This window comes from Nonomuraea sp. NPDC003804 (assembly GCF_040610675.1).
In the GTDB taxonomy this organism is placed as follows: domain Bacteria; phylum Actinomycetota; class Actinomycetes; order Streptosporangiales; family Streptosporangiaceae; genus Nonomuraea.
Genome location: NZ_JBEXMT010000028.1, coordinates 120,030 through 144,954, shown reverse-complemented (window position 1 = coordinate 144,954; position 24,925 = coordinate 120,030). Strand labels below are relative to the sequence as shown.

The window sequence follows — 24,925 nt, the reverse complement described above, 5'->3', positions numbered from 1 at the left end:
CCTGCACATGCTCCAGGTGCTGTTAGCCACCTGGAGCGGCCGATGCCCCACCTGCCATCAACGACCACCATGACGAACTAACAAAGTACTACTAGGATCTCCCCAGTGGATCACGGCTGCAGCCGGTACCTGTCTGTCTTCGCCGCGGCGCCCCGGAGCAGCCCGGGTGCCAGCCGGCGATGGACGGCGGACAGCGGAGGCCACACGGCACGGCCGAGGCGGCGGTCATAGCGCAGGAACGTCCCCAGCGACATCCGCCCATCGGCTGCCTGGACGACAAGGTTGCCGGTCACGAACCAGGAATCGGCCTCGAGCCGGATCCAGTCGTCGCCGCGTCCGGCGATCCGCCATCCGGCCACAGTGTCCGGCGATCGCCCTCGGCTGATTCGGAGGCCGAGGAAACCACACCAGATCAGCCGCTCCGCAGCATCGGGAACGTCACCGAACATCGCCCGAGCCCACTGCTCCGGTGTGGCGTCCACGTCCGTGAAGAGAGTGAAGTGGTCGACGTAGTCGATGCGGGACAACGAGCTGAGAGCGAGAACGGACTCGGGGACGTTGCGCGTTCCCATTGTGCCTTCCACGGTGTTTTTCACAGTGCCTCCCAGGGCGCTTTCACGAAGACTTTCGCGACGCCTTTCACGGCGCCTTCCACAGTGGCCGCGCCGCCGCCTGCCGTACGCGGCCGGCCACGGTCCCGCCACGCGCGTTCCGCCTGCCGAGCGCGTGTGGCAAGACGATGAGGTGCCGGAACGGCGCGATGGCGGCCATGTACTGCACTCCGGCCAGGCCGCCGGGGTTCACGAGGACCGCCGTTCGCAGCTCGCACCCGCCGCTCGAAGCCGGCGCCCAGCCCAGGCGCGTGACCGTGCGGACGGTCTTGTACGCCAGTCCGAGAGCGCACTCGTCGTCGAGCTCGTACACCGGGGTGAACGGCGCGAACCCCGCATCCGAGCCAGGTGTGGCCGCGCGTCTGGGAGCCTCATGGCCGTGACCACCTCTCTTGCCGCCACAGCAGGGTGGGAATGCGTTCGCCCAGGTCGCGAGTCGCGGCCGGCGCCGGCTGAAGAAGCGTCTCGTGCGCCTGGTGCGTGCGTTCGACGGACTTCTCGACGCGCCCGGGCCGCAGGTGGTGGAAGGCGACATAACCGCCGGTCATCTTGGGCCTCCATTCATATATACGCAACCGTATAGAATGAGAATAGCCCCGTTATACGGGTGCGTATACATGGTGGAGAAGTGAGGTGAGACACATCGTGGGCGCAACTCGCACGCCGCGTGACAGGTGGATCGAGGAGGGGCTGCGGGCGCTGGCTGCCGGCGGCCCGGACGCCGTCCGCGTCGAGGCCCTGGCGAAGCGACTCGGCGTCACGAAGGGCGGGTTCTACGGGTCCTTCGCCGACCGCGACGCGCTGTTGGAGGCGATGCTGGACGCCTGGGAGCGGGAGAGCACGGACGAGGTGATCGACCGTATCGAGCGCGAAGGCGGCGACCCGAAAACCAAGATCGAGCGCGCGGGCGTGCTCACCTTCTCCGACGACCGCCTGCTGCCCATCGACCTCGCGGTCCGGGACTGGGCCCGGCGCGACGAGGGGGTCGCCGAGCGCTTGCGACGGGTGGACAACAAGCGCATGGCGCTACTGCGGGAGATGATCGGTACCTTCTGTTCCGATCCCGACGAGGTGGAGGCCCGCAGCATGCTTGCCTTCTGCGTGGCGATCGGGGAGCACTTCCTCGCCGCCGACCACGGCGACCGCACCCGGGCCCAGGTTCTCGCCCGCGCCGCCGACCTGCTGCTCAACCGCCCCCACGAAGACCACAACAGCCAGGTGTCGTCCCGGGTGGCCGGCCACGATGACGCATGAGCGCGGCGGCAGGTCGGTCCGCGATCCCGCCGCGTCTCACCCGGCACATCCCGGGGGCGCCGCGGTGCGCGCGGGCGGGCTGACGCCGCGGCGGGCGCGGGCGGGGTGTCAGCGGGACAGGGCGGAGCGCGCCCGGCGGATGTCGGCCGCCGGGTAGGGTGCCGTCCTGGTCTCGTCGAACAACGTGCCATAGAACTCGTTCATGACGGCGGCGACCGGCGCGTGGCGTCTGAGGACCTTCCCGACCGGCTCCGGGACGCCGGGGAGGCTGTCACCCTCAGCGCACCGCCGTACGAGATCAAGGAGCTCCGCCCGGTCGGCCGGGCGGCTCAGAGCGATCACCAGCCGGTTGACCAGTTCCCGGGCTGCGTAGGACTCGTCGTGGCCGGCGTTCAGGCGGAGGAAGTCGCGCTCGGCACCGGAGAGCTCGAAGCGTGGGGAAGACGCCAGGCCGAAGTCGGTGAAGTACAGGCGACTGCCGTCGGTGAGGATGTTGCCGAAATGCGCGTCGAAGTGGAGCAGCCCGTTCGCGTTCATGAAGGAGACCCCGGCGGCCAGCTCCCGTTCCAGGAGGGAGCACGCCGATTCGACGGCGTCGCCGCCGAGGGCGGCCCGCACCTCCAGCCACCGGTTGACGTCCTGCGGAACGTACTCCAGGAACAGCACGACCGCGGCCGACGCTTGCGCGAGCGCCTCCAGCCGAGCGCGCACCGCCGGGGAGGACTCCCAATACGCTGCGGCCTCCTCCAACGCCGCTTGTTCTCCGGCCGTCGCCATCCGGGCCGGCTCCCGCAGCACCCGCCAGTGGTGCAGCAGCGGAAAACCGTCGAAGTGGCCGCCGAGCACCCACCCGGTCGTCATGACGTGCGCGGCCAACTCGCGCCAGACGCCGAACCCCGACCCCAGCCCGAGCCCGTAGTGGCAGAACGTGGGAAGCCCGAACAGGTTCGCGGTGGACCTGGTGTTCTCCGGCCGCCTCTCCAGGTCGGTGAGGGGGACCCGCTTGACGAAGACCGGCCTGCCCTCGACCTCCAGCAGTGCGGTGGGGCCGCCGACACCGGCTCCGAGGGGTGGTGCGGCCTCCACCAGTTCGGCCAGCCGTCGGTCGGCGAGCAGCCCCAGGGCAGTGGAGACTGCGCCATGGCGAGCCAAGCGGGCGGCACGGGACATGTCCGGCGCTTTCCTGGACGATTCAGTCACAGCGGTCCTCGTTTCATGATCGTCATGCGGACGCTACCGTGTGCGTGTCCACAATCGATCAGCCGGGAGCCGCTTGAGTGCAGGGCGCATGGGGCGATCAGTCGCTAGATCCTCCGTGCGTACCGCCTTCAGCAACGCTTGTGTCGGCTCCACCGGCTCGTGGATCGGGTCGTCTCCGGGCCGGCAACCGCCGTTCGGACCACGGCTGCGAGCGGCTCTTTCGACGCCATCGCCGCCGCCCCGATCGGCTGCCGCCGCCATTCCCATGAGACGGCGTCAGGCCACCCCGACCGCGACGGGATGCCGCCAGCGGCTTTGGTGCTCCGTCCGTCCGCGACGCCGTCGCGCACTCGTGTGCACACTGGTCGACCGTCGACCGTCGACCGTCGACCGTCGACCGTCGGCAGTCGGCAGTCGGCAGTCGGCAGTCGGCAGTCGACGGTCGGCAGTCGGTGGTCGGGGGGCACGGGGGCGGTTCGCGTCGGTCGCACGCGCGGGCGCCTGCCGTCCCTCCGATCCGGAATCGCAGGTCGGTCAGGGGGCTTTGTCGGGGAGGTACAGCCGGCCGCCCGGACGGATGAGTGAGCTCTCCAGCCCGTTGAGCCGCATGATCTCCTCGGCGACGGCGGCGGGGTCGTCGCCCGGAGAGATCGCCGCGGCGATGGTCCACAGCGTGTCACCCTTCTCCACGATCACCCACGGCAGGCCCGCGTGTCCCACACTCGTCGTCTCCTGAGCCATGGCCCAGTTGGTCGCCTTGGCTCCGAGCACGAACCCGCCCAGGGACAGCGCGGCGAACAGCCCCACGACCGCGACCCTGCCCCGCCTGGTCAGCCTCATGGGCGCCGTGAGCCGCACCGACTTCCTCGCCTGTCGCTCCTCCGGCGCGACCACCCGAAGCGCTCCCCGCGTGCGGCGCGCGCCCGACCGCGGCCGCCTGCCACGACCCGCACCCGACCGTTGCTCCTGCGCGCGGACCGTTCCAGGCCTTTCCCCCGCCCCCACCTCGACGACCTGCGCCCGGCGAGCCGGACCCGCGACCGCCTGCCCCACGCGACCCGAACCCCCACCCACCTGTCCCGTGTGCGCCCGGCCAGAGAGCTCCTGCCCCTGACCACTGCGGCTCGAACGCGTCACCCCTGCTCGTCCAGGGCTTGCGAGCGCCTCCCGCACGCGGCGTGCCCCCGGTCCCCGTTCTTTCGTCTGCAGGTTCGCGGTCGGCGTGTCGCCCGGCCGACCCCTACCGGCCTGAGCGTGTGCGGCGTCAGGGAAAGCCTCGCGCCCTTGTGGCGCGGGTCTCCCGGGACCGCCGTCCATCGCGCCAGGTCGACGCCTGCCCCGAAGCCGCCACCCGCCACGCAGGCCGCCGCCCTTGCCCCTTGACGTGAGCCGCTGCGGCTCGCGCCCGCCACGCGCCACGTCACCACGCCCCGTCCCACCCGACCGGCCGTCACTGCGCCCCGTCCCGCCCGATCGGCCGTCTGCGCGCGTCTTCCGCTCTCGCCTGCCGTTCATTGCCGCCCCCGTATCTGTGCCGTCGTCTGCCGGGCCGGGCGCACCCTCCCGCACACCCGGCCCCGCCACCCCCTGGTCGCGGACGACCCGCAACCGCCCGCCTCCTACCCCGCGTGGTCCCGTGGACCGTCCGCCCGATGCCCCTCGCGACCCGGCAAACCGTCCACCCCCAGCCTCGCGCGGCCCCGCGGGCCGTCCGCCGATCTGCTTGTCCTGGCCTGCCGTACCACGGGGTGGAGGGACCAGTCGGAGGCGCCGGTCTCCTGGTACGGCAGGGCGTCCGCGCTCCTCCCTGGTGATGTCGGCGATGAGGGTGAGTTGCTCGTCTTGGCCGGTCGAATCTGTCGTCGTGGTCGCCCGCACTGATGACCTCCCGCCACCGTCGACCCAAGGAAAAGGTCAAACAAAGATCAGTGAATCGAACACGGTGTCGATCGAACTCCCGTACGATGTTGTACACCACGTCACCGACGATTTCGAGGAAGACTCGAACAATTGTTTGAAGTTGATCTCCATCGGCGGTACGGTCGCTGTGTGCGACATGAAGACCACGGACCGGAAGGGTGGGCCGGTGAGGCAGGCCGCCGGGCGAGGAGGAGAGCATGAGCGAGCCGAATGACGGCAACGGCGTCAGCGACCTTGCGGTCCGCCGTCGCGACTCACTGGGCCTGACGCCCAGGCAACGCAAGATCCTTGAGGTGATTCGCGACTCCGTCCAGCAGCGCGGCTATCCGCCGTCCATGCGTGAGATCGGCGAGGCCGTGCAGCTGACCAGCACGTCCAGCGTGTCTCACCAGCTGACCGCGTTGCAGCGCAAGGGCTACCTGAGGCGTGACCCGCACCGCCCTCGCGCCCTTGAGGTGAGGCTGCCGGGTGAGCCCGTGCTGTGGGTCGACCCCGATGCCAGCGAGGTCGAGTCGCAGGTGAGCAGGCCGACGGCCGCCTACGTTCCCCTGGTCGGTCGCATCGCCGCCGGTGGCCCCATCCTCGCCGAGGAAAGTGTCGAAGACGTCTTCGCGCTGCCCAAGCAGCTCGTCGGCGAGGGCACCCTCTTCCTCCTCCAGGTCGCGGGTGACTCGATGATCGAGGCAGCGATCGCTGACGGCGACTGGGTGGTCGTACGGCAGCAGCCGGTGGCCGAGAGCGGTGACATCGTGGCAGCCATGATCGACGGCGAGGCGACGGTGAAGACGTTCAAGCGCAAGGACGGCCACGTCTGGCTGGTGCCGCACAACGCCAACTACGACCCGATCCCCGGCGACGAGGCCAGCGTCCTCGGCAAGGTCGTCGCAGTTCTGCGCCGCCTCTGACCGCATCTCGCCGCTCGATCGGCCCTCACCTTTCCCGAGGGTCGATCGAGCCGGCGTAGCCCTGGCCGAAAGGACCGGCGCAGCCCTGCCCAGTCCGGACTGCCGTGTCGCCTGCGTGTCCGTCGCTTCCGCACGCCGACGCCCGGAAAGGCTTGTCGCCTGGCTGTACGCCGCCTCCGCATGCCGACGACCACGCGCAGATGCCAGCTCCTACCCGCGAGCTACGCCTTCGGGCGGAACGTCACCCGACCCGCGACCGACGTTACGCACGGAGCAGCGACCCGACCGGCGGCCCACTCGTGCACGTCGGCGGCCGGATGCCGACGGGCCGGGCGGAGCCGTGCCCATTGAGGGGCGCGCGTCCGAACCCCAGCCCACAGTTCGGGGAACGGACTGGCCATCTCTTCACGGTTTAGTGCGGGGCTCTTCGAGGAACCCCGCTACCCGGACTCGGGCGCGAGCTGGTCGCGCAGTACCCTCCGACGCCCGGCGACACCGATGCGTTCAATTTCCGGCAATCCCGGCCCATCGGACATTTCCCGAGCCTGGGTGACACTGATCGGGTGGACGATTTCTTCCCCCCGCCCGCCAAGGACGGCCTGAAATGGGCGAGCGCCGGTCCCGATGTCATCGCCTGCTGGATCGCCGACATGGACTTCGCCACCGCTCCCCCGATCGTCGAGGCACTCCAGCGGCGTGCCCGCGGGGACCTCGGCTACCCCACCTGGGCCGCCGACCCGCAGGCCGGACCGCTGGCGGAGACCTTCGCCGAGCGCATGCTCACCCGGTACGGCTGGCCCGCCGACCCGGCAGCCGTCCGTACCTTCTCCGATCTCAACCAGGCGCTCCAGGTGGTCCTTCATCTCGCCACCGAACCCGGTGACAGGATCGCCATGCAGGTTCCGGCGTACCCGCCGTTCCTCGGCACGATCGAGGAGATGGGCCGCACGCTGCACACCGACCTGGCGGACCTGGCCGGCTGCCGCGTGCTCGTCCTGGTCAACCCGCACAACCCCACAGGAAAGGTCTTCACCAGGGACGAGCTCACCACCGTGGCCGAACAGGCCGAACGGCACGACGTGCTGGTCATCGCCGACGAGGTCCACGCCGACCTGGTCTACTCCCCCGCCACGCATATCCCGTTCGCCACGATCCGGCCAGAACGCACGGTCACGCTGACCTCGGCGACCAAGGCCTTCAACCTCGGCGGCATCCGCTGCGCGCTGGCCCACGTCGGCTCGGCACGGGTCCGCGAGGCGCTCCAGTCGCAGCCCGCCTTCCTGTACGGCGGGGCGAACATCTTCGGCGTCGAGGCCACGGTCGCCGCGTGGAGGCACGGCGACGGGTGGCTGCGCGACACCATGGCCGTCCTGGACCGCAACCGGCGTCTGATCGCCGAGCGAGTGCCGGAGTACGCGATGCCGGAGGCGACCTATCTGGCATGGCTGGACATGCGACGGCCGGGGATGGCGGAGGTGCTGGAGAGGGAGGCGCGGATCCTGGTGAGTGACGGCGCCGCCTTCGGACCAGGCGGGGAGACGTACGTACGGGTCAACTTCGCGACGTCGACGGAGACACTGGCGGAGATCCTGGACCGCCTGGCCCGGGTCTGGTCGCCGGACCCCGGTACGCCCTACTCGTCGCGATCCCTTGCCGGACCCAGCTGAGGCCGAGGCTCGTCACGAGCACTCTGATTTCGGATAGCCGGGGTCGCACCGCGACACCCGGCACCTCGGGGGCGCTGGGCGTTCTCGGGGGTGGGCGTTCTCGGCGGTGGGCGTTCTCGGCGGTGGGCGTTCTCGGGGATGGGCGTTCTCGGGGACGGAAGCGGCGCGACGAGACGCAGGCGATGCCGGTTGGAGGAGCCGGTTGGAGGAGCCGGTTGGAGCGGCGCCGATTGGAGCGGCGCCGGGATCAGCCTCCCGTGGTGCCCGCTGAGCCGCGCGCAAGAGGCGGCCCCGACAGGCCCAGCAGTGCCGACCGCACCAACCGTCCGGCCCCCGGCAGTGCCGACCGCACGGAACGTCCGGTCTCCGGCACTGCCGAGGCCTGCGCGTGACCCCGCTCAGCGGCCCGTCAGTTGCGGGTTGGGGGAAGGTCGGGCGGTGTGGCCGCCGGTTGCTGGTCGAGTGCCGCCAGTGCCAGTTCCACCGCCTTCTCCAGCTGCGGGTCCCGCCCCGCCACCCGGTCCTGCGGTGTGATCACCACCTCGATGTCAGGGTCGACGCCGTAGTTCTCGATGTTCCACCCCTCACCATCCAGCCAGAACGCGTACCGGGGCTGGGTGACGACCGTTCCGTCGACCAGCTGGTACCGCCCGTCGATGCCGATCACCCCGCCCCAGGTGCGGGTGCCGATGAGCGGACCGATGTTCCGGTTCTTGATCCCGGCGCTGACGATGTCCCCGTCGGATCCCGCGAACTCGTCCGTGACGGCGACGACGGGGCCACGCGGCGAGTCCTCGGGGTAGCGCATCGGCTCGTACCCGCGCGAGATCGCCCAGCCGCTCACCTTGCGTGACAGCTTCTCCAGCACCAGTTCGGAGGTGTGGCCCCCGCTGTTGCCACGTACGTCCACGACGAGGCCTTCCTGCGGCATCTCGGTGCGCAGGTCGCGGTGGAACTGCGCCCAGCCGCTGGCGACCATGTCGGGGACGTGCAGGTAGCCGAGCCGGTTGCCGGAGGCCTGCCGGACGTAGGCGCGCCGGCTCTCGACCCAGTCGTGGTAGCGAAGCGCGGTGTCGTCGGCCAGCGGTGTCACGACCACGCGCCGGGTGTCGCCGCCCGAGGCGGGCCTGATCGTCAGTTCGACCGGCTGCTCGGCCGTTCCGGCGAGGAGGGCCTGCGGGCCGCGCACCGGGTCGACGGGCCGGCCGCCGACGGCGACGATCGCGTCGCCCTCGCGTACGGCGACGCCGGGGGCCAGCAGCGGCGAGCGGGCGGCGTGGTCGGAGGACTCTCCGGGCAGGATCCTGGCCACCACCCAGGCGCCGTCGCGGAGGGCGAGGTCGGCGCCGAGGAGTCCCTGGCGCCGTTTGGGGTCGACGGCGGCGCCGTTGGGCCGGGCGTAGGCGTGGGAGGTGGCCAGTTCGCCCTGCACCTCCCACAGCAGGTCGATCAGCTCGGAGTAGGCGCCGATCCGCTCGACGAGCGGAGCGTAGCGGGCCAGCGTGCCCGCCCAGTCGACGCCGTCCATGTCCGCGCGCCAGTAGTGGTCGCGCATGAGCCGCCCGGCCTCGTGGTAGGACTGCCGCCATTCGGCGACCGGGTCGATGGTGACGGTGATGCGGTCGAGGTCGACGCCGACGACCTCGTCGCCCTCGCTCGCCGCGCGGGTCTGCAGGCCGTTCTTGCCGTTGGTGACCAGGCGGGTGCCGTCGCCGCTGACCTCAAAGGCACGGACGTCCTTGGCGATCTCCGCTTTGGCGCGCTTCTTGAGGTCGTAGCGCTCCAGCCCGACCTCCTCGCGTTCGTTGCCGTCGCCGAGCTCGCCGGCCAGCGGGTGGCGCAGCCACAGCAGGGCGTCCTTGGCGGTGCGCAGGTTGGAGTAGCGCCCGGCGGGGACGGGGACGGCGACGACGCGGGCGGGCAGCCCCTCGGCGTCCACCTCGGTGGCGGGTTTGGCCTTCTTGTCCTTCCCGCCGTCGGGGGTGTCGGGCGACGACGGCGTGTCGGACTCGGCGCCGTTGAAGCTGCGGCCCTCCAGCGAGGGGGCGAACGGCGAGGCCGTGGTCGCCTGCAGCGGCACCAGGTACGGCTTGGCTCCGGCGGGGAAGGACAGGTCGAACACGTGCGCGTCGTAGACGGGGTCGAACGTCCTGATCGACAGGAACGCCAGGTGCTTGCCGTCCTTGGTGAAGACCGGGGCGTAGTCGCTGAAGCGCTGCGAGGTCACCTCGATGACGGAGGTGCCGTCGACGCGGCCCATCTTGATCTGGCGCAGCGGCTCGTGGTGCGGGTGCGACCAGGCCAGCCAGGCGGAGTCGGGCGAGAAGGTGATGCCGTCGATGTCGCCGTTGGCCGTCCGGTCGAGCTCCCTGGTCGCGCCGGTCGTGGTGTCGACGACGAGCAGGCGCCCGTCGTGACTGGCCAGCGCGACGTGCTTGCCGTCGGGTGCGACGGCCAGGTCGAGGACGCGCCCGAGCTGTCCGGAGGCCAGCGTGCGGATCTCGCCGCCGGGGCGGCCGATCTCCAGCGCGTCCTCTCCGGTCGCGTCGCTGATCCAGACGGCCAGGCCGTCCTCGCCGAGCACGCGCGGCAGCCGTACCCTGACGCCGGGTTCGGCGCGCAGCACGCCGGCGGGTCCGTCCCGGTGGGTGACCCAGTGGGCGGTGCCGCGGATCTCGACGGCGCTCGCCCGGCCGGTCGTGTCGGGCGCGAAGTCGGCGGCCCTGCTGGGCGCCGGGCGGGTGGCCCGCGCGGGCCGGGGCCCGCCCAGCCTGACCTCCAGCCGGTACGGCTCGCCGTCCAGGGAGTCGAGCGCCCACAGGTCGCCCGCGTGGCTGTAGATCACCCGGGTGCCGTCGGTGGCGGCGTGCCGGGCGTAGAACTCCTCGTGCTGGGTGTGCCGGCGCAGGTCGGAGCCGTCGGGCAGGGCGGAGTAGAGGTTGCCGACGCCCTCGTGGTCGGCCAGGAAGGCGATCCTGCCGCCGACCCACATGGCCGACCAGTACTGCGCGATGCTGTCGGCGAACAGCCTGGTGAACTCGCCTGACCCGGTGGCGTCGATCCAGATTTTGGCGGCGGTGCCGCCCCGGTAGCGCTTCCACTGGGACGGCTCGCGCCACACCGGCGAGACCGTCACCACGCCGCCGCCCGCGTTGGGGGCGGCCTCGCTCACCCATCCGTACGGCAGGCGCTCGGCCTGCCCGCCGTCCAGCGGTACGGCGTAGGCCCACGTCCGGTCGCGTGAGGCCTGCCCGGTCGCGCTGATCGCCAGGACGCGGCCGTCGAGTGTCCAGCCGCGCACACCGGTGGACGCGTGGCCCCAGTAGGTCAGCCGCTCGCCCGCGGCCCCGTCGATCTCCGCGGCGAACGCCTCGGGCGTGCCCTCACGCGTGCTGGTCCATGCCAGCCTGGTGCCGTCAGGGGAGAAGCGGGGGTAGGAGACGGGGGCGCGCTCGGCGGTGAATCGCCAGGCCCTTCCTCCGTCCAGCGGGGCCAGCCAGACGTCGTCGTCGGCCACGAACGTGATCAGGTCTCCGTGCAGATGGGGATACCTTAGGTAAGCGCCAATTGTCACAGTTGCACACTAATGCTCGGCTGGTCGGCCGCCGCGGATTTTCCCTGCTGGAGCCGTACCGGCCGGGGCACCGGCGGGTAATGACCTGGATCTTCACGGCGGGCGCCGGCCGGATGCGCTACGAGCGAACCTCAGCCGTCAGTTCCCGTCAGCTCCAGCAGCTTCGTCACGGTGTTCCAGTTGCGCATCGTGCCGGTGTTGTCCGACCTCTTCTCCAGCAGCGGCGGCAGCTTGGGCCGGGCCAGGCCGTCGGGGAAGTCGATGTACAGCTCCCGCTCGCCGACCCGCATCACCTCGGGGGCGTAGTCGGCGGGGTCGATGCTCTCCAGTTCCTCGCGGTCGGGCGCCCGCGACAGGAACACGACCGCGAACCTGGCCGGATCGCGCACCTCGAGGGGGTTGCGCTCGACCACGGCCCGCAACTCGGCGGCCGTGCGCACCATCACCGCCACCGGCGGCTCCAACGCGCCGCCGATCGCCCTCTCGATCCGCTCCCTCGGCTGCGGCTCGGCGGTGAAGACGGCGTTGCCGCTGCGCAGATGGGTGCGGACCGCGGTGTAGCCGAGGCCCTCCAGCATCGCGCGCAGGGCGGCCATGTCGACCTGGGTGCGGGGGTTGACGTTGATGCCGCGCAGGAAGGCCACGTATCGCATGTCTCGCACGGTACGCCGCTTACCTGACAGCTCCTGGCAGGTAGGAGCGGACGGAAAGCAGGGACTGGCGGGGGGAAAGCAGGGAGGAGCGGGCGGAAAGGCGGACGGCCACCGGGTCAGCCCGGTGGCCGTCGTGCCTGCCGTACGAGACCGTCAGGATCCCTACGGAACGATGTTGACCAGCTTCGGCGCGCGGACGATGACCTTGCGCGGCTCGCCCGGCACCAGCGCCCGCACCTTCTCGGAGGCCAGTGCCAGCGCCAGCAGGTCGCCCTCGGAGATGCCGGGCGGGACCTCCAGCCGGTCGCGGACCTTGCCCGCGACCTGGACGACGCAGGTCACCGAGTCCTGCACCAGCAGCGCCGGCTCGGCCACCGGCCAGCCCGCGTGGAAGACCGAGCCGCCGCCGCCCATGCGCTCCCAGCCCTCTTCGGCGGTGTACGGCGCGACCAGCGACAGCATGACCGACAGCGCCTGCGCGCCCTCGCGGACGGCCGGGTCGGCCGCGCCGGGACCGGAGTCGATGGCCTTGCGGATGGCCGAGGTCAGCTCCATCATGCGGGCCACCGCCACGTTGAAGCGGTGCGTCTCGACCAGCTTGGTGACCTCGTCGACGGTGCGGTGCGTGAACTTGCGCAGCTCCAGGTCGCCGCCCTCGAAGGAGACGCCCGGCTCGCTCGCCACCTCGGTGAAGACACGGAAGGCCCTGGCCAGGAACTTCTGCGAGGCGGCGGGCGAGACGTCGGCCCAGTCGATGTCGTCCTCCGGCGGACCCGCGAAGACCATCGTCAGGCGGACCGCGTCGACGCCGAACGCGTCGATCTGCTGGCCCAGGTCGACGCCGTTGCCCAGCGACTTGGACATCGCCTTGCCCTGGTTGATGACCTGGCCCTGGTTCAGCAGCCGGGTGAAGGGCTCGGTGAAGTCGACCATGCCCATGTCGTGCAGGACCTTGGTGAAGAACCTGGAGTACAGCAGGTGCAGCACCGCGTGCTCGACGCCGCCGACGTACTGGTCGATCGGGCCCCACTTGCGGACCTTCTCCACGTCGAAGGGGCCCTCGGTGTAGGTCGGGTCGGTGTAGCGCAGGTAGTACCAGGAGCTGTCGACGAAGGTGTCCATCGTGTCGGTGTCGCGCTGGGCGGCGCCACCGCACTTCGGGCACTCGACGTTGACCCACTCGGTCGCGCCGGCCAGCGGGGAGATGCCCTTCGGCGCCAGCGCCTCGCCCCGGAGGTCGGGCAGCGTGACGGGCAGCTGGTCGTCGGGGACGGGCACCTCGCCGCAGTCGGGGCAGTGGATGATCGGGATCGGGGTGCCCCAGAACCGCTGGCGGGACAGCAGCCAGTCACGCAGGCGGAAGTTGACCGTGGCGGTGCCGGTGCCGCGCTCCTCCAGCACCTCGATGATCTTGGCGATCGCCTCGGTCTTGCTCAGGCCGTCCAGCGGGCCCGAGTTGACCAGCTGGCCCTCGCCGGGGGTCGCGATGCCGGTCTCGCCCGGGTCGGCCATGCCGGTGTGGACGACCACCTTGACCGGCAGGTTGAAGGTGCGGGCGAAGTCGAGGTCGCGCTGGTCGTGCGCGGGCACGGCCATGATGGCGCCGTGGCCGTAGTCGGACAGCACGTAGTCGGCGGCCCAGACGGGGATGCGCTCGCCGCTGACCGGGTTGATCGCGTAGCGGCCCAGGAAGACGCCGGTCTTCTCCTTCTCGGTGGACAGCCGCTCGATGTCGCTCAGCTTGGCGACCCGGCGCCGGTAGACCTCGAAGGCCTCCCTGTGGATGTCGTCGCAGATCTCGTCGGCCAGCGCCGAGTCGGCGGCCACCACGAAGAACGTCGCGCCGTACAGGGTGTCGGGGCGGGTGGTGTAGACCGTGACGGGCTCGTCGCGGCCCTCGATCTCGAAGCGCACGTCCGCGCCGGTGGAGCGGCCGATCCAGTTGTTCTGCATGGCCAGCACGCGGTCGGGCCAGCCGCCCTGCAGCTGCTCCATGTCGTCCAGCAGGCGCTGCGCGTAGTCAGTGATCTTGAAGTACCACTGGGTCAGCTCGCGGCGGACGACCTCGGCGCCGCAGCGCTCGCACCGGCCGGCGACGACCTGCTCGTTGGCCAGCACGGTCTGGTCGTTGGGGCACCAGTTGACCAGGCCGCCCTTGCGGTAGGCCAGGCCGCGCTCGAAGAAGCGCAGGAACAGCCACTGGGTCCACTTGTAGTACTCGGCGTCGCTGGTGTGCAGACGTCGCGACCAGTCGAAGGAGATCGCGTAACGCTTGAACGAGGCCGCCTGGGTCTCGATGTTGGCGTAGGTCCACTCGGCGGGGTGGGCGTTGCGCTTGATCGCCGCGTTCTCGGCGGGCAGGCCGAAGGAGTCCCAGCCGATGGGGTGCAGGACGTTGTAGCCGCGCTGGAACCAGTAGCGCGACACGACGTCGCCCAGGCCGAACGCCTCGGCGTGGCCCATGTGGAGGTCGCCAGACGGGTACGGGAACATGTCCAGCAGGTAACGCCGCTCCCGGGTGTCGGCGGCGTCCTCGCTCGCCCGGAAGGGGTCCTGCTCCTCCCATCGCTGCTGCCACTTGGCCTGCAGCGCCTGCGGATCGTACTCACTCACGGCGGTTTTCCTTCGGTTAAAAGATGTGACCCATAAGAAAACCCCTCGTTCCCGCAACGAGGGGTCGCCGCGACGGCGGGAGTTCAGCTCGACGGCCGTCGCGGCCCGCTAAGCAGCTGGGTCGCGGAACGCACGTGTCAAGACTAGCGCAGCCGACAACCGCTCGTCTTCCGTGGAAAGCCATGTCCGCGCGGGGATCCCCGGGCACAATGGACACTTCCGCTCCTGCGAGACCGGATGGTGATGTATGCAGCGCTTCCCGGCCGCGCCCGCTTCGGTCCTCGCGCTCCACACTCGAGTATCTACGCCCCGTGTGACCTCTTATGTCCCTTTAGTTTACTCTCGTCACCGTGGCGCGCTCAGCTGAGCCCGGATGGGACCCCGACGGCCTGCCCATGCAGGACCCGCCGACCGATCCCACTGGCTTCTCACGTTTTGCTGCGGAACCACCGGCTTCGCATGAGATCATGCCGGGTGCGTCCAATCCGGACATAACCTCGGGAGGTACGGCAGCAATGGCAACGGAGAATTCCGGAGCGTCACCCTTGCCGCCGTCCTGGCCCGACGTGCCGGCGTCGCGGCCCGACGCCCGTGACGAGCGCGGCCCCGGCGCGTGGTCCGACACGTCACGTCACGAGCCCGTGCCGACCGCATGGCCGGAGGCCTCCCGCATCGAGCCCGCGTCGGGATCGTGGCCGGAGGCGCCTCGCGCGAACGGCTCGGCCCCCGCGTGGCCCGAGCAGGCGCCGCCCGCCCGCGAGCCGCTGCCCGCCTGGTCGAACCTGTCCACCCCGGCGCCCTGGCCGCCCAGGGACGCCGCCGCGGCGCCGCCCGCGCCCGACCCGCTCGGCGGCATCGACCCCGCCGACCCGCTCGGCGCGGGCACCAGCCCCTCGCACCCCCGACTCAACCCGCCGGCCGGCAACCCCGCACCAGGGGGCCACCCGGGCGGCCCCGTCCAGAGCGGCCCCGTTTACGGCGATCCGCGCCAGGGCGCGCCGGCGCAGGGCGGCCCGCTCCATGGCGATCCTCTCCATGGAGGTCCGCATCAGGGCGCGCCGCTCGGGGCCGACCCCAGGACGATGGGCGCACCGGCCGGTCACCCGCAGCCGGGCGGTCACCAGCAGGCAGGCGGTCACCTCATGAACGCGGCCGACGCCGCGGGGCCTGCCGCGCCCGGCCCGATGACGGGCGTCCCCGGCGAGCAGCGTCCCGGCGCCCAGCTGAGCCGTGACCCGTCCGACCCCGACAACCGTTTCGTCACCGCGGGGCAGATCAGCGGCTCGCGCACCCCGCCGCCCGAGCGCCAGCAGGAACTGTGGAACACCGTCTTCGGCGACGGCGACGAGGAGGCCATCGGCGCCGAGGACAGCGACGACGACGGCCCCGGCAAGCCCGTCTGGATCTACGCGCTGGCCGGCTCGATCGGCATCGCGCTGGTCGCCGCGCTGCTGTGGGCCTTCCTGGCGGGCCCGCTGGCCAAGGAGACGTCGGCGCCGCCCGCCGCCGAGCCGTCCCCGACGGCCTCGACCGCCAAGCCGCCCACCAAGAAGTCGTCCGTGGGACGTCTGCCCAGGTTCCAGGGCACCCCCTCCCCTGTCACGGGCGTGACCGCCGATTCCACCGCGGGGATCTCCGTGCCCAGGCTCGGCGGCCCGTGGAAGGCCGACGTGCGCACCACCATGAAGTCCACGTACGGCTACAGCACCCGCCAGTTCGCCCCCGCCGGCACCGACGCGTCGGGCAAGCCGGTCGTCGCCCAGGTGATGACGGGCCCGCTGCCCGCCAGGCTGGCCGGCACCTACTCCTCCCCCGACAACCTGGAGCCGGTGATCAAGGCCGTGGTGGTGTCGGCGCGCAAGCTGTACTTCGCCACCCCGAACATCGCCAGGAAGACCGCCACCCAGACGCTGAAGGTCGGCGACCTGACCGCCCAGCTCAACGCCTACGAGGTGACGGTCGACGGGGCGAAGACGACCGTGGTGGCCGCCGCGATCAACACAGGCGCGGACGTGCCCGCGATCGTCTACATGTCGGTGCCGTCGGAGCACAAGGAACTGCTTCCCGACATCAACAGCGTCTTCAAGCAGATCAAGCCGACCGCCGCTTCCTGACCTCCCGCCGGGGAGAGTCAGGAGGCGGGGACGGCCGGGCCTGACGGCCTCAGAACGTGCACTCCATGTGCTTGATGCCGTTGATGAAGGCCGAGTGGAGCCGATCGGGCTTGCCGCCCTCGATCGCGGGCACACGGCGCAGCAGCTCGCGGAACATCACCGTGATCTCCCTGCGGGCCAGGTGGGCGCCCAGGCAGAAGTGCGGGCCCGGCCCGCCGTAGCCGACGTGCGGGTTGGGGCTGCGGGTGATGTCGAAGGCGTGGGGGTCGGTGAAGACGGCGGCGTCCCTGTTGGCCGACCAGTAGAACAGGACGGCCTTCTCGCCCGCCCTGTAGAGGTGCCCGTTCATCTCGACGTCGCGCGTCACCTTGCGGCGCATGAAGTTGACCGGCGAGGCGAGCCGGACGATCTCCTCGACCGTGCCCGGCAGGTGGGCCTCCATGTCCGACAGCAGCAGGGCGCGTTGGGCGGGGTTCTTGGTGAGCAGGCGCAGGCCGTAGGAGATGGCGTTGCGGGTGGTCTCGTTGCCCGCCACGACGAGCAGGATGAAGAAGGAGCCGAGCTCCTGCAGCGTCAGCCGCTCGCCGTCGAGGTTGGCGTTGACCAGCGCGGAGGTCAGGTCGGACGTGGGGTGGTCGGCGCGGTGGGCGGCCAGGTCCTGCACCAGCTGCTGCAGCTCGAAACCGGCGTTGAGCAGGCGGGTGGCGACGTCGCCGATGTCGGAGCCGATGTACTCGGGGTCGAAGCCGCCGAGGATGAAGTTCGAGCGGTCGAAGACGAACTGGTAGTCCTTCTCCGGGATGCCCATCATGTCGCAGATGATCTTCAGGGGCAGCCTGGCGGCCACCTCGGTGACGAAGTCGCAGCCCGGACCCTTGGCCAGCAGGTCGTCGACGATGCGGGCGGCGGCCGCCTCCACGTCCGCCTCGAACTGCCTGATCATCTTGGGCGTGAAGGCCCTGGACACGATGCGGCGCAGCCTGGCGTGCCGCGGGTCGTCCATGTTGATCATCGAGCCGAAGTACTCGGTGAACTCGGGCGGCATGTCGGGGATGTTGGTCGCGCCGCCGTCGCCCGAACAGAAGACCGCGGGGTTGCGGCTGGCCTCGAGGATGTCGGCGTGCCGTACCAGGGCGTGGTAGCCCGGGCCCTTCGGCGCGAAGGACACCTCCATCTCCTCGAAGAAGACCGGCCCGTCGAGCGCGCGCAGCCGGGCGAACGCCGCCTCGCGCTCGGCCATGGGCAGCGCCCAGAAAGCCTGGTCAGACAGGTCGAAGTCCACGAGCCTCATGGGCACCATGGTTGGCGAAAGTGACTACTTACGTCAAGATTATGTGCGCGTTCGACAAGATCTGGAGCCCACGTTCGTCTGTTACGGCATCCACGCGGGCGATCACCGCCCTGCAGCGTGGAGGTATGAGATCTGATGTGGTGATCACCGGGCTGGGCGCGACCACCCCGCTGGGCGGGAACGTGGCGACGACGTGGGAGGGGCTGCTGGCCGGCCGCTCGGGCGTCGGCCCGACGGAGTGGGACCTGCCCGCGCGGATCGCGGCGCGGCTGACCGACGACCCCGCGGAGGTCCTCGGCCGGCCGCTGGCCCGCCGCCTCGACCGGTGCGAGCAGGTCGCGGTGGTGGCGGCGCGGGAGGCGTGGGCGGACGCCGGCCGTCCCGAGGTCGACCCCGTACGGCTGGCCGTGGTGATCGGCACCGGCACCGGCGGCGCGGTGACCATGCTCGACCAGGACGACATCCTGGAGAAGGAGGGCGTACGCAGGGTCTCGCCCCACACCATTCCCATGCTCATGGCCAACGGCCCCGCCGCCTGGGTCAGCATCGAGCTGGGCGCGCGCGGCGGCGCCCACGCTCCGGTCAGCGCGTGCGCGTCGGGCTCGGAGGCGATCGCGATGGGCCTCGACCTGATCAGGCTGGGCCGGGCGGACGTGGTCGTCGCCGGCGGCGCCGAGGCGTGCGTCCACCCGCTGACGATGGCCGCCTTCGCCCAGGCCAGGACGCTGTCGAAGCGCAACGACGAGCCCACGCGGGCCTCCAGGCCGTTCGACGTGAGCAGGGACGGCTTCGTCCTGGGCGAGGGCGCGGGCCTGGTGGTGCTGGAGCGGGCCGCGTTCGCCGCGGCGCGCGGCGCGAGGGTGCTGGCCACGCTGGCGGGCGCGGCGGTCACGTCGAACGCCGTCCACATCACCGCCTCCGCCGTCGAGGGCCAGTCCAGGGCGATCACCACGGCGCTGCGGGAGGCGCGGCTCGATCCCGCCGACGTGGGGCACGTCAGCGCGCACGCCACCTCCACCCCCGAGGGCGACCCCGTGGAGGCCGCGGCGATCGCCGGCGCGGTCGGCCGGCACCCTTCGGTGACCGCGATCAAGTCGATGATCGGCCACCTGTGCGGAGGCGCGGGCGGCGTGGCGACGGTTGCGGCCGTCCGCTCGATCGTGGAGGGTGTGGTGCCGCCCACCATCAACGTGGAGAGCCTCGATCCGGCGATCGAGCTCGACGTGGTGCGCGGGACGGCGGCGCCGCTCCCCCGCGGGGCGGTGCTCGTCAACGCCTTCGGCTTCGGCGGCCACAACGCCAGCCTGGTGCTCGGACGCTAGCCGCCATCCAGCCCCGCCCCGGGCGAGCGCGCCCACCGCCGCTGACGCGGGCCGGATCCCGCTGCCCGCCGGCAGCGTGGACGTGGCGCTGGTCAACCCGCCGTGGGAGCGCCAGGTGGCCGCGGGCGGCTTGCTCGCCGCCGGCCACGACAGGTTCTGGAGCGAGCTGCGGCGGGTGCTGAAGCGGCCGGGCAGGGTCGTCGCGCTGCTGCCGGAGCTCGTCCGGCCGCCGGGCTTCCAGGTGGACAGGGCGATCCGGGTGAGCCTCATGGGCAGGCACCCGGTGATCGCGGTGCTCAGTCCTCCAGCCAGGCGAGGATCAGGTCGTTGACCTCGCGGGGGCGTTCGAGGTGCAGGAAGTGCCCCGCCCCCGCGACCTTCTCCATCCGCGAGCCCGGCGGCAGGTGGGTGAGCGCGTCCTTGGCCAGGTGCTCGCCGAGGCAGCCGTCCTGGGCGCCGTGCAGGTAGAGCACGGGACGGTCGGGCGCGGGCGGCTCGGGGAAGCGGCCCGAGGGCGGGGTGGTGCCGAGCATGGCGCGGTAGTAGCCGATCGCGGCGGCGAGGTTGGCCGGCGCGCCGATGCTCCGCCTGACGAACTCCAGGTCCTGGGTGGCGTCGTAGCCGGGCGACCAGTCGCGCCAGAGCCCGTCGAGGAAGCCGGGGGTCGCGGCGGCGCCCTCGGCCAGGCCGGTCTGGAACAGGAAGATGTAGAAGGAGCGCTTGAGCTGCGCGTAGTCGAAGAACCCGGACAGCAGGGCGCCGACCGGCGGCACCGCCATGGCCACCGACCTGCGGAAGCGGCCGGTCGTGCCGTACACGGGGAAGGCGCCCCAGTCGTGCCCGACGACGACGGCCCGCTCGTCGCCGCCCAGTTCCTCGTGCAGGGCCAGGACGTCGGCCACCAGCGCGGCCGCCTCGTAGGCGCCGTCGGCGGGGATCTCGGTGGGCGCGTAGCCGCGCAGGAACGGCGCCACCGCGCGGTAGCCGCGGCCGGCCAGTTCGGGCATCAGGTGGCGCCAGGTGTGCGCGGTGTCGGGGAAACCGTGCAGGCACAGCGCGAGGGGGCCGTCGCCGCACGTCAGGTAGGCGAACTCCAGCCCGTTGGCGTGGACGGTCCCGATCTCGATGGCGGTCATGTCGTCGCTCCCCTGCCGGTCGGTCAGTACGCGTACGTGAGGTGCTTGACGCCGTTGATGAAGTTCGACAGCAGGAAGTCGGGCTCGCCCACGGCACGGATGCCGGGCAGCCGGGTGAACAGCTCGCGGAACATCACGGTCATCTCCCTGCGCGCCAGGTGGGCGCCGAGGCAGTAGTGCGGCCCGGGACCGCCGAAGCCGACGTGCGGGTTGGGGTCGCGGGTGATGTCGAAGACGTCGGGGTCGGTGAAGACGGCCTCGTCCCTGTTGGCGGAGTTGTAGAAGAGCAGCACCTTGTCGCCCTTGCGGTAGATCCCGTGGTCGCGGGTGACGGTCCTGCGGAACTGGATCACGGGGGTGGAGTAGCGCACGATCTCGTCGCACGCCTTGGTGATCCGCCCGTCGAAGTCGGCCATGAGGTGCTCGCGCTGCTCGGGATGGTCGGTGAACAGCTTGAGCCCGTAGGCGATGGCGTTGCGGGTGGTCTCGCTGCCCGCCACGACCAGCAGGATGAAGAACGAGCCGAGCTCCTGCGGGGTGAGCCGTTCGTCGCCGTTGACCAGCAGGCTCACCAGGTCGCCGGTGGGCCGCTTGCGCCGCTCGTCGCCGAGGGCGGCGGCCAGCCGGTTGAGGGAGTGGCCCGCGTGCAGGAGCTTGCCGAGCCCCTTGGCGACGTTCCAGCGGCTGAAGTCGGGCCGGACGCCGGTGTACTCGGGGTCGGCGTTGCCGAGAATCACGTTGGTACGGCGCAGCACCATGTCATGAAATTTCGCCGGAATCCCCATCATGTCGCAGATGACGCGGACGGGAAGCCTGGCGGCGATCTGCTCGACGAAGTCGCCAGGCCCCGCCTCGACCGCCTGGTCCACGATCTCGGTCGCCGCCACGGCGAGGTCGTCCTCCATCTTCGCCAGAATGCGCGGTGTGAACGCCCTGGAGACGATCCTGCGCAGCCTGGCGTGGCGGGGGTCGTCCATGTTGATCATCGAGCCGAAGTAGACGGCGAGCCAGCGCGGCATGTCGGGGATGCTGTTGGAGCACGGCTCGCTGCTGAACACCTCGGCGTTACGGCTGGCCTCGACCACGTCGGCGTGGCGGACCAGCGCGTAGTAGCCCTCGCCCGCGCCGATGAAGGGCACCGGGTTCTCCTTGACGAACACCGGCCGGTCCAGTTCGCGCAGCCGTCTGAAGGCGGCCATCCGCTCGGCCTGCGGAAGACCCCAGAAGGGGATCTGCGACAGATCGATGTCCATGCCGTCCATCGTTGGCGCAAGTGTTCACTTACGTCAAGGCCCACACCGTCCCGCCGTCACGCCACGGCCGCCGGCAGATCGGCCGCCTTCTCCCCGATCATGACGGCGGGCGCGTGCATGTGATGCATGCGTCACCCGGTTCAGCTCGTCCATATGCATCTGTAACCTTTGTTACCTACCGGTCGGTATGTGGTTCCTGCCAAGATGGCGCGCGTAGGAGTAAGCGCGAGGGAGGAAGGCCTGCCCATGCTCAACCTGTCGATCGTCCTCGAGGACAGCGCTCGCAACGCCCCTGACGACATTGCCGTCGTCTTCGGCGATCTGCGCCTGCCCTACTCCATGGTGGAGACGATCGCCAACCAGGTGGCGAACCTGCTGGTGGCGCGCGGCGTCGGCAAGGGCGACAAGGTCGCGCTGGCCTGTCCGAACGTACCGTACTTCCCCTTCGTCTACTTCGGCATCCTCAAGGCGGGCGCGACGGTCGTGCCGCTGAACGTGCTGCTGCAGGCCAGGGAGATCACCTACCACCTCGACGACAGCGACGCCAAGGCGCTGTTCTGCTTCGAGGGCACCCCCGAGCTGCCGTTGGGCGAGCGTGGCAAGGCGGGTTTCGAGGCCGCCGAGGGCTGCGAGCACTTCTTCGTGCTGCCGGCCACTCCGCTGGCCACCGAGTCGGAGTACGGCGAGTCGATCTGGGCGGCGCTGAACGGCATGCCGGGCGAGTTCCAGACGGTGCAGACCGCTCCGGAGGACACCGCGGTGATCCTCTACACCTCGGGCACCACGGGCCAGCCCAAGGGCGCCGAGCTGAGCCACCAGAACATGCTCATGAACGCCATGGTCGCCGACGAGATGTTCCCCCGCACCCCCGGCGGCGACACCTACCTGGCCGTGCTGCCGCTCTTCCACTCCTTCGGGCAGACCGTCGTGCTCAACACGGGCTTCCGCAGGCGCGGCACGCTGGTGCTCATGCCGCGGTTCGAGCCCGGTGCGGCGCTGGAGCTGATCCGCAACGAGAACATCACCTTCCTGGCCGCCGTGCCGACGATGTTCTGGGGCCTGCTGACCAAGATCCACGCCGACGGCGTCGAGGCGCCCTCCTCGCTCAGGCTCGCCGTGGCCGGCGGCGCCTCCTCCCCCGTCGAGGTGCTGCGCGACTTCGAGCAGACCTTCGGCATCGGCATCCTGGAGGGCTACGGCCTGTCGGAGACCTCCCCGGTGGCCAGCTTCAACCAGCTCGGCCGGCCGACCAAGCCCGGCACCATCGGCACCCCGATCTGGGGGGTGGAGATGAGGCTCGTCGACAACGACTGGAAGACGATCGAGGGCGAGGGCCCCGGCGAGATCGCCATCCGCGGCCACAACATCATGAAGGGCTACTACAACCGGCCCGAGGCGACCGCGGAGGTCATGAACGACGGCTGGTTCCGCACCGGCGACATCGCCACCCGTGACGCGGACGGCTACTACGCCATCATCGACAGGGCCAAGGACATGATCATCCGTGGCGGGTTCAACGTCTACCCGCGCGAGATCGAGGAGGTCCTGATGACCCACCCCGCGGTCTCGCTGGCCGCGGTCGTGGGGGTCCCGCACGAGTCGCACGGCGAGGAGGTCAAGGCGTACGTCATCCGGGCCGCGGGCGCCGCCGTCACCGAGGCGGAGCTGGTGGCCTGGAGCAAGGAGAACATGGCCGCCTACAAGTACCCCCGGATCGTCGAGTTCCGCGACGACCTGCCGATGACCGCCACCGGCAAGATCCTCAAGCGCGAGCTGCGCTGAGGCGGGACCGGGCCGCGGGGTGTCCCCGCGGCCCGCGGTGATATCTTCCTTAGTGCAACTCTTGCACGAGACAAGGAATCCCCCGATGGAACCCAGCGTGGTCTTCCGCCACTACCTCAGCGCGGTGGTCCTGCACAGCCTGGCCAGCGCCGAGGCGGCGGGGCTGAACGCCACCGACCTCTACGCGCTCAACACGCTGGAGCTGTCAGGTCCGCTCACCTCGGGCGAGCTGGCCGCCCGTACGGGCCTCACGACGGGCGCGACCACCAGGCTGATCGACCGCCTGGAGCAGAGCGGCTACGTCAGGCGGGCCGCCGACCCCGCCGACCGGCGCAAGGTGATCGTCGAGGCGTCCGGCAGGCCGGCCCGGCTGGACGCGGCGCTCAGCGGCGCCCGGCAGCGGCTGGCGGAGCTGCTCGGTGGCTACACCGAGGAGCAGCGCGCCACGCTGTTCGACTACTTCGGCAAGGCGGCCGGCGCCTTCCAGGAGGCCACCGACGAGCTGACGGCCACCCGCGGGTAGGGCGCTCCCTACCGGCGAAACGGGTGCGCGCGGGGGAGATCCGCCCGCGGGTGATCCAGAACACTGGACGCATGCCCACCACACAGACACTCCCCGCATCCGTCAAGGCCTCCTCCACCCTCTGGTTCGCCGCCGTCGGCGCGGGCGCCTTCGAGGCCGCGCTCGCCGTCGGACAGGCGCTGTCGGCCGGCACCCCGTTCTCCGCCCTCGCCGGCGGGCTGGCCTTCCGGCTGGCGGTGTTCGCCGGGGCCGTCGCCCTGGCGGCGAGCCTGCGCCGCGGCCACAACTGGGCCAGGATCGCGCTGGCGCTCACCCTCGGCGTCTTCGGCACGCTGTCGCTGGTGATCGAGCCCGTCCGGTGGCTGCTCGCGGGCAACTCCGTCGCCGACTTCTACGCCTCCGCCGGGCCGCTGACCTACGTCTTCACCCTCAGCCGCGTGCTGCACCTGGCGGCGGTCCTGGGAGCCATGGTGCTGATGTTCAGCACCGATGCCAACGCCTACTTTCGCCAGAGATCACGCTGACCGATATGGTTTGCGGTCATGCATAATCGTCTGACCGGAATGCTGGTCGGTGCCGTTTTCGGCGCGGTCTTCGTGATCGTCAACGCGCCCGGGCCGCTCGGTTCCGGCATCGCCACCGGCCTGCGCGTGGCGGCCGGCCTCGCCCTCGCCTACGCGGTCTTCCTGTGGTTCAGCGCCGGCCGGCGCCTCAGGTCGGGAGCCACGCCGCCCCAGCCGCCCGAGGGCGCCAGGATGTTCGGCCGCGGCTACCTGCTGATCGTGGCGGCCGAGGTGATCCTGCTGTTCGGCGGCCTCCAGGTGCTCCGGGTGCTGGACCGGCCATGGCAGGGCAACGTCGCGTGGGTGGCCCTGATCGTGGGGCTCCACTTCGTCGCGCTGGCTCCGGTGTGGAAGGAACCCAGCATCGGGATCACCGGCGCGGTGCTGTCCGTCCTCGGGATCGCCGGGCTGGTGATGTCGTTCACCTCCGCTCTGGACTGGGTGCCCTTCGTGAGCGGCGTGCTGTCGGGCGTGACGCTACTGTCGGGCAGCATCACCTACGCCAGGAAGGGACTGGCCGCGCTCACCGCCCCCTGACGCGCGA

The 24,925-nt window shown here is 71.0% G+C and carries 20 protein-coding genes and 1 pseudogene; 10 read left to right on the top strand and 11 right to left on the bottom strand.

The window, feature by feature from the left end; translation table 11 throughout:
• Positions 1-110: 110 nt before the first annotated feature.
• From ABZX22_RS32935 to ABZX22_RS32925, 3 genes and pseudogenes are all read right to left on the bottom strand, one after another.
• Positions 111-596: a hypothetical protein gene (locus ABZX22_RS32935; RefSeq protein ID WP_354916697.1), complete on the bottom strand. Its 486-nt coding sequence runs from the start codon at positions 594-596 to the stop codon at positions 111-113.
• Positions 597-639: 43 nt separating this feature from the next.
• Positions 640-954, bottom strand: a pseudogene (locus ABZX22_RS32930) (DUF2867 domain-containing protein); the annotation flags it as partial.
• 28 nt (positions 955-982) lie between these two features.
• Positions 983-1,159, bottom strand: a complete 177-nt coding sequence (locus ABZX22_RS32925; protein WP_354916709.1) for a hypothetical protein — start codon at positions 1,157-1,159, stop codon at positions 983-985.
• A gap of 85 nt (positions 1,160-1,244) precedes the next feature.
• Between ABZX22_RS32925 and ABZX22_RS32920 the strand changes: the two genes are divergently transcribed.
• Positions 1,245-1,865, top strand: a complete 621-nt coding sequence (locus ABZX22_RS32920; protein WP_354916694.1) for a TetR/AcrR family transcriptional regulator — start codon at positions 1,245-1,247, stop codon at positions 1,863-1,865.
• A gap of 108 nt (positions 1,866-1,973) precedes the next feature.
• Here the strand turns inward: ABZX22_RS32920 and ABZX22_RS32915 are convergent, their stop codons facing one another.
• Entirely contained in the window at positions 1,974-3,065 is a 1,092-nt protein-coding gene (locus ABZX22_RS32915) for a serine/threonine protein phosphatase (protein ID WP_354916693.1), read from the bottom strand.
• A gap of 534 nt (positions 3,066-3,599) precedes the next feature.
• Complete coding sequence (locus ABZX22_RS32910) at positions 3,600-3,959, bottom strand: LysM peptidoglycan-binding domain-containing protein (protein WP_354916690.1); 360 nt, start codon at positions 3,957-3,959, stop codon at positions 3,600-3,602.
• Between the two features lie 1,223 nt (positions 3,960-5,182).
• Here ABZX22_RS32910 and lexA point away from each other — a divergent pair.
• Together lexA and ABZX22_RS32900 are read left to right on the top strand one after the other, a co-directional pair.
• Positions 5,183-5,890 (top strand): transcriptional repressor LexA, encoded by a 708-nt coding sequence (lexA, locus tag ABZX22_RS32905; protein WP_354916687.1) that lies wholly within the window; start codon positions 5,183-5,185, stop codon positions 5,888-5,890.
• A 563-nt stretch (positions 5,891-6,453) separates the two neighbouring features.
• Positions 6,454-7,557: an aminotransferase class I/II-fold pyridoxal phosphate-dependent enzyme gene (locus ABZX22_RS32900; RefSeq protein ID WP_354916684.1), complete on the top strand. Its 1,104-nt coding sequence runs from the start codon at positions 6,454-6,456 to the stop codon at positions 7,555-7,557.
• Positions 7,558-7,966: 409 nt separating this feature from the next.
• Here the strand turns inward: ABZX22_RS32900 and ABZX22_RS32895 are convergent, their stop codons facing one another.
• The 3 genes from ABZX22_RS32895 to leuS all read right to left on the bottom strand — a co-directional run bounded on the left by ABZX22_RS32895 (position 7,967) and on the right by leuS (position 14,397).
• Positions 7,967-11,131 (bottom strand): PDZ domain-containing protein, encoded by a 3,165-nt coding sequence (locus tag ABZX22_RS32895; protein WP_354916681.1) that lies wholly within the window; start codon positions 11,129-11,131, stop codon positions 7,967-7,969.
• 131 nt (positions 11,132-11,262) lie between these two features.
• On the bottom strand, positions 11,263-11,784 hold the full coding sequence (locus ABZX22_RS32890) for a DUF1697 domain-containing protein (RefSeq protein ID WP_354916678.1): 522 nt from the start codon (positions 11,782-11,784) through the stop codon (positions 11,263-11,265).
• 162 nt (positions 11,785-11,946) lie between these two features.
• A complete protein-coding gene (gene leuS, locus ABZX22_RS32885) occupies positions 11,947-14,397 on the bottom strand; it encodes a leucine--tRNA ligase (protein ID WP_354916675.1) in 2,451 nt (816 codons plus the stop codon).
• A 545-nt stretch (positions 14,398-14,942) separates the two neighbouring features.
• Between leuS and ABZX22_RS32880 the strand changes: the two genes are divergently transcribed.
• Positions 14,943-16,511 (top strand): hypothetical protein, encoded by a 1,569-nt coding sequence (locus tag ABZX22_RS32880; RefSeq protein ID WP_354916672.1) that lies wholly within the window; start codon positions 14,943-14,945, stop codon positions 16,509-16,511.
• A 49-nt stretch (positions 16,512-16,560) separates the two neighbouring features.
• Here ABZX22_RS32880 and ABZX22_RS32875 read toward each other — a convergent pair whose 3' ends face one another.
• Positions 16,561-17,802 (bottom strand): cytochrome P450, encoded by a 1,242-nt coding sequence (locus ABZX22_RS32875; RefSeq protein WP_354916669.1) that lies wholly within the window; start codon positions 17,800-17,802, stop codon positions 16,561-16,563.
• A 125-nt stretch (positions 17,803-17,927) separates the two neighbouring features.
• On the opposite strand from ABZX22_RS32875, the gene ABZX22_RS32870 reads away from it, so the two are divergent.
• Both ABZX22_RS32870 and ABZX22_RS32865 read left to right on the top strand, forming a co-directional pair.
• On the top strand, positions 17,928-19,124 hold the full coding sequence (locus tag ABZX22_RS32870; RefSeq protein ID WP_354916666.1) for a beta-ketoacyl-[acyl-carrier-protein] synthase family protein: 1,197 nt from the start codon (positions 17,928-17,930) through the stop codon (positions 19,122-19,124).
• Between the two features lie 76 nt (positions 19,125-19,200).
• The gene (locus ABZX22_RS32865) at positions 19,201-19,455 is read left to right on the top strand and encodes a hypothetical protein (RefSeq protein WP_354916664.1); all 255 of its coding nucleotides are present in this window, start codon (positions 19,201-19,203) and stop codon (positions 19,453-19,455) included.
• On the opposite strand, the gene ABZX22_RS32860 is transcribed toward ABZX22_RS32865, so the two are convergent.
• Both ABZX22_RS32860 and ABZX22_RS32855 read right to left on the bottom strand, forming a co-directional pair.
• Positions 19,421-20,260, bottom strand: a complete 840-nt coding sequence (locus ABZX22_RS32860) for an alpha/beta hydrolase (RefSeq protein WP_354916662.1) — start codon at positions 20,258-20,260, stop codon at positions 19,421-19,423. The two genes, ABZX22_RS32865 and ABZX22_RS32860, sit on opposite strands and share 35 nt — an antisense overlap.
• 23 nt (positions 20,261-20,283) lie before the next feature.
• Complete coding sequence (locus tag ABZX22_RS32855) at positions 20,284-21,513, bottom strand: cytochrome P450 (RefSeq protein ID WP_354916659.1); 1,230 nt, start codon at positions 21,511-21,513, stop codon at positions 20,284-20,286.
• A gap of 246 nt (positions 21,514-21,759) precedes the next feature.
• Between ABZX22_RS32855 and ABZX22_RS32850 the strand changes: the two genes are divergently transcribed.
• The 4 genes from ABZX22_RS32850 to ABZX22_RS32835 all read left to right on the top strand — a co-directional run bounded on the left by ABZX22_RS32850 (position 21,760) and on the right by ABZX22_RS32835 (position 24,918).
• Entirely contained in the window at positions 21,760-23,295 is a 1,536-nt protein-coding gene (locus tag ABZX22_RS32850; RefSeq protein WP_354916656.1) for a long-chain fatty acid--CoA ligase, read from the top strand.
• An 85-nt stretch (positions 23,296-23,380) separates the two neighbouring features.
• A complete protein-coding gene (locus ABZX22_RS32845) occupies positions 23,381-23,818 on the top strand; it encodes a MarR family transcriptional regulator (RefSeq protein WP_354916654.1) in 438 nt (145 codons plus the stop codon).
• Positions 23,819-23,889: 71 nt separating this feature from the next.
• Positions 23,890-24,342 (top strand): hypothetical protein, encoded by a 453-nt coding sequence (locus tag ABZX22_RS32840; RefSeq protein ID WP_354916652.1) that lies wholly within the window; start codon positions 23,890-23,892, stop codon positions 24,340-24,342.
• A gap of 18 nt (positions 24,343-24,360) precedes the next feature.
• Positions 24,361-24,918: a hypothetical protein gene (locus ABZX22_RS32835; RefSeq protein ID WP_354916650.1), complete on the top strand. Its 558-nt coding sequence runs from the start codon at positions 24,361-24,363 to the stop codon at positions 24,916-24,918.
• Positions 24,919-24,925 lie beyond the last annotated feature (7 nt).

Coding starts and splice junctions, on each gene's coding strand:
- ABZX22_RS32925 (WP_354916709.1), bottom strand. CDS start 1,159: ATGACCGGCGGTTATGTCGCCTTCCACCACCTGCGGCCCGGGCGCGTC.
- lexA (WP_354916687.1), top strand. CDS start 5,183: ATGAGCGAGCCGAATGACGGCAACGGCGTCAGCGACCTTGCGGTCCGC.
- ABZX22_RS32890 (WP_354916678.1), bottom strand. CDS start 11,784: ATGCGATACGTGGCCTTCCTGCGCGGCATCAACGTCAACCCCCGCACC.
- ABZX22_RS32875 (WP_354916669.1), bottom strand. CDS start 17,802: ATGAGGCTCGTGGACTTCGACCTGTCTGACCAGGCTTTCTGGGCGCTG.
- ABZX22_RS32870 (WP_354916666.1), top strand. CDS start 17,928: ATGAGATCTGATGTGGTGATCACCGGGCTGGGCGCGACCACCCCGCTG.
- ABZX22_RS32860 (WP_354916662.1), bottom strand. CDS start 20,260: ATGACCGCCATCGAGATCGGGACCGTCCACGCCAACGGGCTGGAGTTC.
- ABZX22_RS32855 (WP_354916659.1), bottom strand. CDS start 21,513: ATGGACATCGATCTGTCGCAGATCCCCTTCTGGGGTCTTCCGCAGGCC.
- ABZX22_RS32850 (WP_354916656.1), top strand. CDS start 21,760: ATGCTCAACCTGTCGATCGTCCTCGAGGACAGCGCTCGCAACGCCCCT.
- ABZX22_RS32845 (WP_354916654.1), top strand. CDS start 23,381: ATGGAACCCAGCGTGGTCTTCCGCCACTACCTCAGCGCGGTGGTCCTG.
- ABZX22_RS32840 (WP_354916652.1), top strand. CDS start 23,890: ATGCCCACCACACAGACACTCCCCGCATCCGTCAAGGCCTCCTCCACC.
- ABZX22_RS32835 (WP_354916650.1), top strand. CDS start 24,361: ATGCATAATCGTCTGACCGGAATGCTGGTCGGTGCCGTTTTCGGCGCG.